The organism is Humibacillus xanthopallidus, assembly GCF_044793955.1.
GTDB classification, from domain to species: Bacteria; Actinomycetota; Actinomycetes; order Actinomycetales; family Dermatophilaceae; genus Humibacillus; species Humibacillus xanthopallidus_C.
The window spans coordinates 1,264,076-1,277,725 of the sequence record NZ_CP084995.1; the positions used below are offsets into that span (position 1 = coordinate 1,264,076).

At 72.3% G+C, this 13,650-nt stretch carries 11 protein-coding genes; 7 read left to right on the forward strand and 4 right to left on the reverse strand.

The features are described 5' to 3' along the window. Positions 1-49: 49 nt before the first annotated feature. Both LG278_RS05765 and LG278_RS05770 read right to left on the reverse strand, forming a co-directional pair. Positions 50-454, reverse strand: a complete 405-nt coding sequence (locus tag LG278_RS05765) for an FmdB family zinc ribbon protein (protein ID WP_404391826.1) — start codon at positions 452-454, stop codon at positions 50-52. Between the two features lie 49 nt (positions 455-503). Continuing rightward, positions 504-2,024, reverse strand: coding sequence for a potassium/proton antiporter (locus LG278_RS05770; protein WP_404391828.1), 1,521 nt, complete (start codon positions 2,022-2,024; stop codon positions 504-506). A 160-nt stretch (positions 2,025-2,184) separates the two neighbouring features. On the opposite strand from LG278_RS05770, the gene LG278_RS05775 reads away from it, so the two are divergent. Beyond that, the gene (locus tag LG278_RS05775; protein WP_404391829.1) at positions 2,185-4,782 is read left to right on the forward strand and encodes a penicillin acylase family protein; all 2,598 of its coding nucleotides are present in this window, start codon (positions 2,185-2,187) and stop codon (positions 4,780-4,782) included. A 71-nt stretch (positions 4,783-4,853) separates the two neighbouring features. On the opposite strand, the gene LG278_RS05780 is transcribed toward LG278_RS05775, so the two are convergent. Beyond that, complete coding sequence (locus LG278_RS05780) at positions 4,854-5,510, reverse strand: 5-formyltetrahydrofolate cyclo-ligase (protein WP_404391831.1); 657 nt, start codon at positions 5,508-5,510, stop codon at positions 4,854-4,856. A 59-nt stretch (positions 5,511-5,569) separates the two neighbouring features. Here LG278_RS05780 and glp point away from each other — a divergent pair, with 59 nt between their 5' ends. From glp to LG278_RS05805, 5 genes are all read left to right on the forward strand, one after another. Beyond that, complete coding sequence (gene glp / locus LG278_RS05785; RefSeq protein WP_404391833.1) at positions 5,570-8,212, forward strand: gephyrin-like molybdotransferase Glp; 2,643 nt, start codon at positions 5,570-5,572, stop codon at positions 8,210-8,212. Position 8,213: 1 nt separating this feature from the next. Further along, positions 8,214-8,729: a cyclic pyranopterin monophosphate synthase MoaC gene (moaC, locus tag LG278_RS05790; protein WP_404391835.1), complete on the forward strand. Its 516-nt coding sequence runs from the start codon at positions 8,214-8,216 to the stop codon at positions 8,727-8,729. Continuing rightward, a complete protein-coding gene (locus LG278_RS05795; RefSeq protein WP_404391837.1) occupies positions 8,722-9,300 on the forward strand; it encodes a molybdenum cofactor biosynthesis protein B in 579 nt (192 codons plus the stop codon). The genes moaC and LG278_RS05795 overlap by 8 nt, the downstream gene beginning before the upstream one ends. After that, positions 9,297-9,935 carry a GNAT family N-acetyltransferase gene (locus LG278_RS05800; RefSeq protein WP_404391839.1) on the forward strand — a complete coding sequence of 213 codons (639 nt, stop codon included), beginning with the start codon at positions 9,297-9,299 and terminating at the stop codon, positions 9,933-9,935. Before LG278_RS05795 ends, LG278_RS05800 begins: the two co-directional genes overlap by 4 nt. Positions 9,936-10,005: 70 nt before the next feature. Further along, positions 10,006-11,346 carry a hypothetical protein gene (locus LG278_RS05805; protein WP_404391841.1) on the forward strand — a complete coding sequence of 447 codons (1,341 nt, stop codon included), beginning with the start codon at positions 10,006-10,008 and terminating at the stop codon, positions 11,344-11,346. Positions 11,347-11,408: 62 nt separating this feature from the next. Here the strand turns inward: LG278_RS05805 and LG278_RS05810 are convergent, their stop codons facing one another. Next, positions 11,409-12,638, reverse strand: coding sequence for an AI-2E family transporter (locus tag LG278_RS05810; protein WP_404391843.1), 1,230 nt, complete (start codon positions 12,636-12,638; stop codon positions 11,409-11,411). 101 nt (positions 12,639-12,739) lie between these two features. Between LG278_RS05810 and LG278_RS05815 the strand changes: the two genes are divergently transcribed. After that, positions 12,740-13,612, forward strand: coding sequence for an SDR family oxidoreductase (locus tag LG278_RS05815; RefSeq protein WP_404391845.1), 873 nt, complete (start codon positions 12,740-12,742; stop codon positions 13,610-13,612). Positions 13,613-13,650 lie beyond the last annotated feature (38 nt).

Here is a 13,650-nt window from a genome sequence, read left to right on the forward strand (position 1 = left end):
GGCCCAGTCGTCCGGCATACGGGCTGCTTGGGGACAACGTCCCCGCGTGTCAGGAGGGTGTGGACGACGACGTGCTGGGCGACGTCTTGGCCTTGGTGGCGGCGGGCTTCGACGACGCACCCGATGAGTCGGAACCCGACGACCCCGAACCGGACGACCCCGACGACGATTCCGACGACCCCGTCTTGCCCGCACCCGCGCTGGAGGAGTCGGAGGAGTCCGACGAGCCGCCGGCGGCAGCCGCACCCGACCCAGACCCGGCGCCCTTGGCGGCGGCCCGCGAGTCCGTCTTGTAGAAGCCCGAGCCCTTGAAGGAGATGCCCACCGGGTGGATCACCTTGCGCAGCGTCGTCTCCCCGCACTCCGGGCACACCGTCAGGGAGTCGTCGGTGAACGACTGGCGGATGTCGAAGGCGTGGCCGCAGCCGGTGCACGCGTAGGAGTAGGTGGGCATGGGTGAACCTCGAGCTCGGGGAGGAGAGGGGACGGAACCGCCCGCCAGTCTACGGCCAGCCGGAGAGGCGCCCGTCACGGCTCACGTCGCGGATGCGCTGCTCGGTGCGGGAGCGCACGGTCGACGTCGTGACGACCAGGAGCCGGTCGCCGTGCCGGATCGTGGTGTGCGGCGCCGGCACGAAGCCCTCACCTCCCCGCACGATGAGCGTCACGTTGGCCCCGGGGGGCAGGCGCAGCTCGAAGACGGCGACTCCGTGCAGTCGCGAGTCGTCGCCGACCGTCACCTGGATGACGTCGGCACCGATCTCGATGAGGGTCGTGCTCTCGAGGTCGACGTCGACCGAGTGGACCTGCTCGGTGAGCCCGAGCCGCCGCGCCACCCACGGGAGCGTCGGGGCCTGGACGATCGTGAAGACGACGACGAGCACGAAGACGAGGTCGAAGATCCACTCGGTGTCGGGCGTGCCCGCCGTGAGGGGCACGGTCGCGAGCACGACCGGCACCGCACCCCGCAGGCCCGCCCACGACAGGAAGGCCTGATCTCGCCACGACATGCGAAACCACGACACCGACGCAAACACCGACAGCGGCCGCGCGACGAGCAGCAGCACGAGGCCGATGACGATGGCCGGCACGAGCTGGGCCCCGAGGTCGCGGGGGTCGGCGAGCAGCCCGAGCAGGACGAAGAGCCCGATCTGGGCCAGCCAGCCGAGCGCGCTGCCGAAGCTCTGGAAGGACGTGCGGTTGGGCAGCCCCATGTTGGCGAGCACGAGGGCGCAGAGGTAGGTCGCGAGGAAGCCGGAGACGTGGACGGCGGCGCCTGCGGCATACGCGAGCACGGTGAGCGAGATGACGCCGATCGAGAAGAGGGCCGAGGATCCGCCGGCCACCCGGCGCAGCAGCTGCCCGCCGAGGGCGCCCACCCCGATGCCGACGACGGCGCCGCCGACGAGCTCGACGGCGGCGAGGAGGAAGAGCTGCCACCACGCCTGCGACTCGCCTCCGGGGACGCCCTGAGCGGAGAAGGCGACGACGAGGATGACGACGGGGGCGTCGTTGAAGCCCGCCTCGGCCTCGAGCATGCCCGACAGCCGCTTGGGCAGCGGCACGTTGCGCAGCACGGCAAAGACCGCCGCGGCGTCGGTCGAGGTGACGATCGCCCCGACCAGCAGCGAGATCGTCCATGACAGCGGCAGGAGCGTGTGCGCGGCGATGGCCACGACGATGACCGAGACGGCGACGCCGACGGTCGAGAGAAGCGCGGCCGGGGCCACCGAGTCCTTGATGTTGCCCCACGACGTCGTGAGGCCGCCCTCGGCGAGGATGAGGACGAGCGCGGCGTACCCCAGCACGCGGGTGATGGAGGCGTCGTCGAACTGGATGCCGAGGCCCGCGTTGCCGAGGGCGAGGCCGATGCCGAGATAGATGAGCAGCGACGGCAGGCCCGACCGCGCCGACAGGCGCACCGCCGCGACGGCCACGAGCAGCACGATCGACCCGATGAGGAGCACACGTGTCAGGTCGTCGAGAGTCATTCCCGACGACGTGACGGACGCGAGCGAGATCACGGGCAGCTCCTGACGTGTGGGCCCATGAAACCACCTGGCCCACCCGGCCCGTCGAGAGGTCCATGAGGCAAAGTCGTCGGTTCGGCAACGATGTCGCGCCGGCCCCGCACGGCTGCGCCGGGGTGTCGCGACGGTGTCCTAGGCTCGGTGCGTGCCACGGATGAAACGAGCTCGTCGGGTCCTGATCGTCGTCGCCGTCCTGCTCGTCATGGCGGTCGTCGGTGTCGGGGTGCTCGGCGTGTCGACCGTGCGGCAGAGCTTCCCGCAGACCGGGGGCGAGCTCGCGATCGAGGGCCTCACGAGCACCGTGTCGGTGCTGCGCGACGACCGCGGCATCCCGACGATCACTGCCGACAACGCGAGCGACCTCTTCCGCGCCCAGGGTTTCGTCAGCGCGCAGGACCGCTTCTTCGAGATGGACCTGCGTCGCCACCTCACCGCCGGCCGGCTCGCCGAGATGGTCGGAGCGAGCGGCCTCGAGTCCGACAAGGCCGTGCGCACGATGGGCTGGCGCCGCGTCGCCGAGCAGGAGCTGCCGCGGCTGGCGCCCGAGACCCGGCAGTACCTCCAGGCCTACGCCGACGGCGTCAACGCCTACATCGCCCAGGCCGAGTCGCCCGAGAAGATGTCGCTCGAGTACACCTTCCTCCAGCGCCGCAACCCCGGCTACCGCGTCGAGCCCTGGACCCCCGTCGACTCCCTCGCCTGGCTCAAGGCCCTGGCCTGGGACCTGCGCGGCGACTACAACGACGAGCTGACCCGCGCACGTCTCTCACGCCGCGGCATCTCGCTGAAGCAGATCGCGCTGCTCTATCCGCCCTACCCCTTCGACCGCCACCTGCCGATCCTCTCGGCCGAGGACTGGGCGCCCGGCGCGGCCGACGACGCGGCGACCGACCAGGCGGCCTCTGCCGTGCCGGCCGCTCCCGCCGCCCTCTCCGACCTGCGCAGCAGCGACGGTGCCCGGGCCGTCGACGCCGCGATCGCCGCCCTCGACGCCGCGCCCTCCACGCTCGGTCGGGGCGATGACATCGGCTCGAACTCGTGGGTCGTCTCGGGCCCTCGCTCGACGACGGGCAAGCCGCTGCTCGCCAACGACCCGCACCTCGCCCTCTCGATCCCCGGCATCTGGTCGCAGGTCAACCTCCAGTGCCGCGAGGTCACGCAGGCCTGCCCCTTCCGGGTGTCGGGCTTCACCTTCTCGGGGGTGCCGGGGGTCGTCATCGGCCACAACGAGCGCATCGCGTGGGGCATGACCAACCTGCGCCCCGACGTCACCGACTTCTACCTCGAGCAGGTCTCGGGCGACACCTACCTGCGCGACGGCCAGCGGGTGCCCCTCGAGAAGCGCGAGGAAACCCTCAAGGTCGCGGGCGGCGCCGACGTCACGATCACCGTGCGCAGCACCGTGCACGGCCCGATCATGTCCGACGTCTCCGCGTCGGTCGACGAGGCGGGTGACCGCGTCGTCGTGCGCGGGGCGCCCCAGTCCAACCGGTATGCCGTGTCGCTGGCCTGGACGGCCCTGACGCCGGGCACCGCGGGCGACGCGATCTTCGCCCTCAACACCGCTCGCGACTGGGACGACTTCCGGGCGGCGGCGGCGCAGTTCACCGTGCCCTCGCAGAACCTCGTCTATGCGGACACGGCCGGCCACATCGGCTACCAGACGCCCGGCCGCATCCCGGTGCGCCGCTCGGCGACGCCCGGTGCGCCTCCCGGCTACTGGCCCGCGCCGGGCTGGGACAGCCAGTGGGACTGGAAGGGATGGGTGCCGTCCGCGGACCTGCCCCACGTCTTCGACCCCGACGAGGGCTTCGTCGTCACCGCCAACCAGGCGGTCACGGCGAGCACCACCCCCTTCCTCACGACCGAGTGGGACTACGGCTTCCGCGCCCAACGCATCCGCACCCTCCTGGCCGCCAAGGCGAAGGTGTCGCCCCAGGACATGTCGCAGATCCAGGGCGACGTGCGCAACACCTACGCGCCGGCTCTCGTCGAGCGGCTGCTCGCGGTGCAGGTCGACGACTTCACCGCCCAGGCGCAACGGCTGCTGCGCGACTGGGACGGCAGCCAGCCCAACGACAAGTCGCGTGACTCGGCCTCGGCCTCCTACTACAACGCGGTCTGGAAGCACCTGCTCGACTACACCTTCGACGAGCTGCCGCCCGACCTCGCGCCCGACGGCGGCAGCCGCTGGATGATCGTGCTTGAGCAGCTGCTCGCGGACCCCAAGAACGAGTGGTGGGACGACCGCACGACGCCCGGCCTCACCGAGGGCTCCGGCGAGATCCTCAAGCGGGCCCTCGTCGACGCCCGGCTCGACCTCGCCCGCGAGCTCGGCAAGGTGCCGGCGCAGTGGCGCTGGGGCCGTCTGCACCAGCTCGACCTGCGCCACCCGGTCATGGGTGACGACTCGCTGCCCGAGGTCGTGCGCAGCATCTTCAACCGTGAGGGCATCGAGCTGGGCGGCGGCAACTCCATCGTCAACGCCAACTCGTGGAACGCCGCGAAGCCCGGCTACGACGTCATCGCCGGCCCGTCGATGCGCATGGTCGTCGACCTCGGCAACCTCGACGGCTCGCTCTGGGTCAACTCGACCGGCCAGTCCGGTCACACCTACGACGACCACTACGCCGACCAGATCGACGCCTGGGCCGCGGGCGAGAGCTTCCCGTGGCCGTTCACCGAGGCGGCGGTCCGCGAGGCGTCGTCCGACGAGCTGACGCTCGTGCCGCCGGGCGCCCCCACCGGCTGACGTATGCCGTCCGGCCGGCTCACGCTCGCGGCGCGGGGTGGGGGCCCGCAGCCGGTCGGGGGCGGGTGCCCTCAGCCGACGCGGACGAGCCGGCCCGTCGTCGTGACATAGGCATCGACCGGGAGGTCGTGCTCGTCGACGGGCAGGTCGTCCTCGCTCGCCTCGCCCTCGTGCAGCAGGGTGACGACCGGCGCGGCCGGGTCGCGGTGGAGCAGGGCCCGGTCGTAGCAGCCGCCGCCCTGGCCCAGCCGCGCGCCGTGCCGGTCGACGGTGAGGCCCGGGGTGACGACGAGGTCGCACGCCGAGAGTGCGTCGACGCCGAGCCACTCCGAGCGGTCGTCGGGACCGCGCTCGTCGGCACCGGGGGCAGCCCGCCGCCGCGTCACGGTGCCGCGGTCACCGACAGCCCCCCGGACGGGATACCGCCACTCGAGCGAGAAGTCGTCGAGCACGACGGGCACGATGACCTCATGACCTGACTCGAGGAGCCGCTCGATGAGCCGGCCCGTCGGCGGCTCGTCGGGGAGCGACTCGTAGACGGCGACCCGGCCCTCGTCGGGCACGAAGCGCAGCACGGTCTCGGCGATGGCCTCGGCGGCGTCGGCGACGCCCGCCCCACCAGGGGCCGAGCGAAGCGCGGCAGCGAGCCGGGAGCGGCGCTCGCGGGCGGCGTGACGCAGGTCACGTTTCGACGCCCCGCTCACGGACCCGCTCACGGAGCCGTTCACCCCGAGCTCCTAGCGGTGACGTGGCTCCGGCCCATGCCGTCCATCGTAGGGTGATGGCCATGACTGACCAGGGGCTGCGCGAATCCGTGGACCTGATGCGCCAGCGCGGCCTCGGGCCCGAGGCGATCAAGGTTTTCGAGTACTACTACGAGCAGCTCGAGGCCGGCGCCCAGGGCACCATCCCGGAGGACAGCATCGACCCGCTCGGCGAGATCCAGGCGCTCGGCGAGGTGCAGGTCACCGACGAGGAGGCGCGTCGGGCGCTGTCCCAGACGGCCGTCATCAAGCTCAACGGTGGCCTCGGCACGGGCATGGGCATGACCGGCGCCAAGTCGGCCCTCGAGGTGCGCGACGGCCTCACCTTCCTCGACATCATCGCCCTGCAGGTGCTGGCGCTGCGCGAGCGCTGGGGCGTCGAGCTGCCGCTCGTGCTGATGAACTCCTTCCGCACCTCGGAGGAGTCGCTCAAGATCCTCGCGAAGTACGACTCCCTCGCCGTCGACGGGCTGCCCCTCGACTTCATCCAGAACGCCGAGCCCAAGCTCACCCCCGGCGACCTCACCCCGGTGAAGTGGCCGCGTGACCCCGAGCTCGAGTGGTGCCCGCCGGGGCACGGCGACGTCTACGTCTCGCTCGTCACCTCTGGCGTGCTCGACTCCTTGCTGGAGAAGGGGATTCGGTTTGCCTTCCTCTCCAACTCCGACAACCTCGGTGCCACGTGCGACCCCGACGTCGCCGCCTGGATGGTCGAGCACGACGTGCCCTTCGTCGCCGAGGTGTGCCACCGCACCAAGAGCGACCGCAAGGGCGGTCACCTCGCGGTGCGCAAGAGCGACGGCCGCCTGATCCTGCGCGACACGGCGATGGTCGAGGACGGCGAGGAGCGCTACTTCCGCGACATCCGCCGCCACAACACCTTCAACGCCAACAACGTGTGGATCAACCTCGAAGTGCTGCGCGAGCGCATGACCGCTCGCGAGGGCGTGCTCGGCCTGCCGATCATCGTCAACCACAAGAACGTCGACCCTGCCGACCCGTCCTCGCCCGAGGTCATCCAGATGGAGTCGGCGATGGGCACGGCGATCGAGGTCTTCGAGGGGTCGGAGGCGATCCTCGTGCCGCGCACCCGCTTCCGTCCGGTCAAGACGACCAACGACCTGCTCGTGCTGCGCTCCGACTTCTTCTCCCTCGACGAGAGCTACCACGTCGTCGCCGCGGGCGACCGGCCCGAGCCCTACGTCGACCTCGACTCCGCCTACCGCTTCGTGTCCGGCTTCGAGCAGCGCTTCCCGCAGGGCGTGCCCTCGATGAAGGACTGCACGAGCCTGCGGGTCATCGGTGACCCCGTCTTCGGCAGGGACGTCACCCTCGTGGGCGAGGTGCTCATCGACGGCTACCACCGGGTGCGTGACAACGCCGTGCTCGGCGAGCAGGCGCAGCCCGAGCCCGCCACGCGCCGCGCCCCGGCGGACGTGCGCACGGTCGACGAGCACCTACGGGCGATCCTCTCCTCGCTGGAGCCGGCCCCGACGGCGCCGATCCCGCTGACCGAGAGCCTCGGGCTCGTCGTCGCCCGCGACGTGCGGGCCAAGGTCAACCTCCCCGGCTTCGACAACTCGTCGATGGACGGGTATGCCGTCGTGTCCGACTCGCTCGCGGGCGCCGGCTCGCAGCCGGTGCGGCTGCGCATCGTCGGCGAGGTCGCTGCCGGTGACGACCCGACCTTCCGGGTCGGCCCCGGCGAGGCGGCCCGCATCATGACCGGTGCCAAGATGCCGCAGGGCGCCGACGCCGTCATCGCTGTCGAGGACACCGACGGGTCCGCCGGGGGTGAGGTCGAGTGCCGCGCGGAGGCGCGGCGTGGCCGCTTCGTGCGCCCTCTCGGCGAGGACGTCGCCGCCGGCGCGGTCGTCGTGTCGGCCGGCGAGATCGTCGGCCCGCGCACCATCGCCGTGCTCGCCGCCTGTGGGCACGCGACCGTCGAGGTGCACCGCCGGCCGCACGTCGTCGTGCTCTCCACCGGCGACGAGCTCGTCGCGCCAGGGGACCCGCTCGGGCCCGCCCAGATCCATGACTCCAACTCCTCGATGCTCTGGGCGGCCGCGGTCGCCTCCGGTGCGTCCGCGGAGATCCGCACCGCCGTCGGCGACACCGACGAGGAGCTGCTCGCCGTGCTCGACGAGGTCGTCGGCGTGGCCGACGTCATCATCACGAGCGGTGGCGTCTCGATGGGGGCCTACGACGTCGTCAAGAGCGCGTTGCGCCGCGAGGGCATCGACTTCGTCAAGGTCGCCATGCAGCCCGGCAAGCCGCAGGGCTTCGGGCACCTCAGCGGGCCCGGCGGACGGCAGGTGCCGCTCTTCGCCCTGCCCGGCAACCCCGTCTCGTCGTTCGTGTCCTTCGAGGTCTTCGTGCGGCCGGCCCTGCGCCGGCTCATGCGCCTCAAGCCGGAGAAGCGCCGCCTGCGCGCCGCCAGCATCACCTCTGGTGTGCGCTCCCCGGAGGGGCGCCGGCAGTTCGGCCGGGCCGTCGTGTCGCGCTCGCCCGAGGGTGAGCTGCTCGCCTCTCCGGTGGCCGGCCAGGGGTCGCACTTCCTCGCGGACCTGTCGCGGGCCAACGGCCTCTTCGTCGTGCCCGAGGACATCACCGAGCTCGTCGCCGGCGAGCACGTCGACGTCATCCTCCTCGACGGCGAGGCGTGAGATGAGTGACGCCACCGGCACCGGCGCGGCGCCCACCGGTGACGCGGACGCCCCCCGGCTGACGCACGTGCGCGCCGACGGCAGCGCCCACATGGTCGACGTGTCGGCCAAGGCCGTCACGGCGCGCGAGGCGAGCGCAGCGGGTCGGGTGCTGCTGAGCGCTCACGCGGTCGCGGCGCTGCGCGGAGGCACGGTGCCCAAGGGCGACGCGCTCGCCGTGGCCCGCGTCGCTGGCATCCAGGCCGTCAAGCGCACGCCTGACCTCATCCCGCTGGCGCACCCGATCGCCGTGCACGGCGTCGTGCTCGACCTGCTCGTCGTCGACGAGGGCGTCGAGATCACCGCCACGGTGCGCACGGCCGACCGCACCGGCATCGAGATGGAGGCCCTCACCGCCGTGAGCGTCGCAGCCCTTGCGCTCATCGACATGGTCAAGGCCGTCGACAAGCACGGCCGCATCACCGACATCCGGGTCACCGCGAAGTCGGGCGGACGCTCGGGTGACTGGCATGAGTGAGCCGGACCTCCCGGACCACGAGACCGGGCCCGGCTTCGGAGCGGGGCGCCGCGCTGTCGTCGTCACCGCGTCGACACGGGCGGCCCGTGGCACGTATGCCGACCGGTCGGGTCCCGTGATCGCCCAGCGCCTGCGCTCGTGGGGCTTCGCGGTCGGAGACCCGGTCGTCGTGCCCGACGGCGACGAGCTGGGGCTGGCGCTGCGTGACGCCCTGGCGAGCGAGCCGGAGCTCGTGCTCACCACGGGCGGGACGGGGCTGACCCCCACCGACTCGACTCCCGAGCAGACGCTGCCGCTGCTCGACCGGCTCGTGCCCGGGGTCGCCGAGGCGATCCGCGCGGCGGGCGTCGCCAAGGGGGTGCCGACGGCCATGCTGTCGCGCGGTCTCGCCGGCGTCGCCGGTCGCACCTTCGTCGCCAACCTTCCCGGCTCGCGGGGCGGGGTCGCCGACGCGCTCGACGTGCTCGAGCCGGTGCTCGGGCACGCCCTGGCGCAGATCCTCGGGAGCGACCACGGGAGCGGCCACGGGAACAACCACGGGAACGACCACGGGGTGTGCGGGTCCGCATGAGGATGCCGTGGCGTCCGCACCGCGACGGACAGGCGGGCTGGCCCGTCGTGCTGCGCGACGCGTCGGCCGAGCCGGCCGTCGTGCTGCGCCCGCTGCGCACCTCCGACGAGGCGGAGTGGCAGCAGGTGCGCCGCGACAACGCCGCTCACGTGCAGCCGTGGGAGCCGACGCTCCCCCCGGGCTCGGACTCGCGCACACCGGTCACCTTCCGCCAGTTCGTGCGCGACCTCGACACCGAGGCGCGGGCCGACCGCGCCATGCCGTGGGCCATCGAGGTCGATCGCCGCATCGTCGGGCAGGTGCACATCTTCGGCATCATCCGTGCCGCCCAGCTATCGGGCGCCGCGGGCTACTGGGTCTCGCAGGCCGTCACCCGCCGCGGCATCGCCAGTCGCGCCCTCGCGCTCGCGATCGACCACGCCCTCGGGCCGGCGGGCCTGCACCGCATCGAGGTCAACATCCGGCTCGACAACGTCGCCTCGCTCGGCGTCGCGCGTCGTCTCGGCCTGCGCGACGAGGGCATCCGGGAGCGCTACCTCCACATCGACGGCGCCTGGCGCGACCACCGCTCGTTCGCCGTCACGACCGAGGACCTGGCCGGGTCGACGGTGATGGCTCGTCTGTCACAGCAGTAACACCAGCCTCTTGCGCGACACGCACCCGATATGCATGGTGCGCCAGCGCCCCCGGCCTACCGTGGGGTTCGTGCAAGTGGGGAGCCTGATCTTCGTGGTGATCGTCGCGATCTGGGCTGCGTATTTGCTGCAGCACTGGGTGCGACGTCGTGATGACGCTGCCGCGACCCGGTCGGTCGACGGCTTCTCGAAGGCCATGCGGGTGCTCGAGAAGCGGCCGCTGCTGCCGTCCACCGAGCTGCGCGCTCCGCGTCCCAACTCGTATGCCGTGAAGCCGGCCGCCGCCGCCCGCGCCACGGTCGACGTCAAACGGGCCGTGCCGGCCGGTGCCACGCGCGCCTCCTCCCCCCTCGTCGCCCGGCGGGCCAGCGAGCACCGCGTCGAGTCCCTGCACCAGCACCAGATCGACCAGCACGAGATCGACCAGCAGCACCCGTCCGACGCACACCGCGGTGAGGTGGATCGAATGCCCGTGTCCCACAGCCCAGCAACCCGAGACCGAGGCCGGGTCGCCGGCAGGCCGCCGGCCGGCTCGCACCCCGGCGCCCCCCGCCGGCAGCCGGTCCGCCCTGACTCGAGCCGGCATGACCCCAGCCGCCATGACCCCAGCCGCCATGACCCCAGCCGCCATGACCCCAGCCGCCTCGGCCCGTCCGACTCCGGTCAGCAGCGTCCGTCCCAGCACCGGGTGTCGATGGGGCAGCGGCGCCTGCGCGCAGCCCTGCTGCTCGTCGCCCTGCTCTGGGTGCCGGTCTCGACCGTGCTCGCCATCACCGGCGTGCTGCTCTGGGTGTCGGTGCCCTTCGCTCTCGTCACGCTCGTCGTGGTGCTCTACTGGCTGCGCACCGAGGCCCAGGCCGACCGTGCCCACCGCGCCGAGCAGCGGTCCGGTCGCAGCGACGGCACCGCGGACTCCCGCGCCGACCGTGGCCGGGGCGACGCCCCACCGGTCCTCTCGAGCGAGGACACGCAGGTCATCAGCCACCGGGCCATCGAGCAGGCGCGCCGTGCGGCAGAGACCGCCACGCACGACCAGCGTGAGCGCACCGAGAGGCACGAGCGGCACGAGCGGCACGAGCCGTCCCGCGACACCGCGGCCGCCCGCCACGCGCACGAGCCGGCGGCGGTCGCCTCGGCCCACGCGGCGGCATACGACGGCGTCTTCGACGTGCAGGCCGCCCAGACGGCTGGCGTGCCCGTGCAGCCTGCCGCTGCGGCAGCCGAGGCTGCCCCCGGCAGCTGGAGCCCCGTGCCCGTGCCGGTGCCGACCTATGCGCTCAAGGCGAAGGCCGAGCCCCGCTACACCGACGACGGCATACCCGCCGACGTCTTCGACACCCCGGAGTTCGCCGACGAGGCGGACGAGCTCGACGACCGGGCGCTCTTCGCCCGGCGCGCCGTCTCCGGCTAGCCCCCAGGCACACGAAACGCCCCGAGGCCACAGCGGCCTCGGGGCGTTCGTCGTGGCGGTGGTCAGGCGGACGCTGGTGAGCCGCCCTGATGAGCGCGTTTCTCGAGCTCGTCGTCGAGCTCTTCGCGCGTCTCGCCGATCAACAGGTGCTTGCCGACGGCGTTGATGACGGCCGCGAAGGGCACGGCCACGAGCGCCCCGACGATGCCGGCGGTAATGGAGCCGATCGCGATCGCGAGGATGACCGCGAGCGGGTGCACGCTCACCGCCTTGCCGAGCAGGAAGGGCTGCAGCACGTGCGACTCGAGCTGCTGCACGCCGATGACGACCGCGAGCATGATGAGCGCGACGCCGGGGCCGTGCGCGACGAGGGCGAGCACGACCGCCACGAAGCCCGAGAGCAGCGCACCGACGATGGGGATGAAGGCGAGCAGGAAGACGAGGATGCCGATCGCAAAGGCGAAGGGCACCTTGAGGATCGCCGCACCGACGCCAATGCCGACGGCGTCGACGAAGGCCACGATCATCGTCGCGCGCACGAAGGCGGAGAGCTGGTCCCAGGCGATGACGGCCGAGGAGTCGACGCGGTCACGCGCCGTGCGGGGGAAGAGCCGCACGACCCAGGCCCAGAGGCGCGGGCCGTCGTAGAGGAAGAAGAAGAGCGCGAAGAGCGCGATGAAGACGCCGGCGACGAAGTGCGTGGCGGTCAGGCCGAAGGCGGTCGCGGTGTCACCGAGGTTGCCGGAGCTGCTGACCTGGTCGCGGATCGTGTCGAAGTAGTCGTTGAACTGAGCGTCGGTGATGTTGAAGGTCGTGCGCACCCAGTCACGGATCTGGCTGAGGCCGTCGGCGAGCTTGGTCGTCAGGTCGGAGAAGCCCGACGTGAACTGGCTGCCGACGAGGGTGAGCAGTGCCGAGATGACGACGATGGTCGCGACGACCGTGAGGCCGGCCGCAGCCCCCGCGGGCATCACGGAGCGCAGCCGCAGCGCGATCGGGCGCAGCAGGGCCGTCAGCAGCAGGGCGATGGCTATCGGCACGATCACCTGGGACACCGACCGCACCAGCAGGGCCAGGCCGAAGAGGGCGGCCGCGATGAGCAGGAGGCGCCACGACCACTCGCTGGCGGCCTTGACGCCGGCGGGCACGACGCCGACACCGGTCGCAGGACGCTCGAGGTCGGCGGGAGGAGCGGGCGTGTAGTGCGACGTGTGCCCGGGCGCAGGGGCGCCGGAGTCGGTCACGTCTGGGCTGGCGTCGTCAGCCACGGGGTGGGTTGAGTTGTCGGTCACGAGGCCACCGTATGCTGCCCGGTCGGGTCGGCGCCGCACGGCTCGGCCGGACGAGGGCTCGTCGCGAGCGGGGTGGTCTCGCGCTGCGTAGGGTCGAGAGCATGGACACGGCACGCGCAGACCAGGGCCCGGATCTCGCCGTCACCGGCTCGACGGGCTGGCTCGGCGGTCTCGTCGCCCGTGACCTCGCGCAGCGCGGGGTCGCGCAGCGGCTCGTCGTCCGCGCCGCGTCCCGGGCGCCGGACCTGCCCGGGGCCTCCGTGGTGGAGTGCACCTACGGCGACCGCGAGGCGGCCGAGCGGGCGCTCACCGGGGTGCGCACCCTCTTCATGGTGTCGGCGGCCGAGCAGGAGGACCGGCTGACGGAGCACCGCACCTTCGTCGACGCGGCGGCTGCGGCGGGTGTCGAGCACGTCGTCTATCTCTCCTTCTTCGGTGCTGCACCGGATGCCACCTTCACGCTCGCGCGCGACCACTGGGCGACCGAGGAGCACCTGCGGGCATCGGGCATGGCCTGGACGTTCCTGCGCGACAACCTCTACCTCGAGTTCATGGACCACATGGTCGGTGACGACGGGGTCATCCGTGGCCCAGCCGGCGACGGGCGTGCAGCGGTCGTGTCACACGCCGACATCGCGCGCGCTGCCGTGGCGGTGCTGCTCGACCCGGATGCGCACGCCGGGCAGACCTACGACCTCACCGGTCCGGAGGCGCTCACCTTCGAGGAGATGGCGGCGGTCATCACCGAGGTCTCTGGACGGGACGTGAGCTTCCACGACGAGACGGTGGAGGAGGCGTATGCGTCGAGGGCCTCCTATGGCGCCCCGGACTGGCAGGTCGATGCCTGGGTGTCGACCTACACGGCGGTGCGCGCAGGTGAGCTGGACGGCGTGAGCCCAGCTGTGGAGGGGCTCACGGGTCGGCGTCCCACGTCACTGCGCGAGCACCTCGAGAGCCTCCCCGAATCGAGGTGATGCTGGTGGGGAGGTGGCTGCCGCGATCACCTCGACCC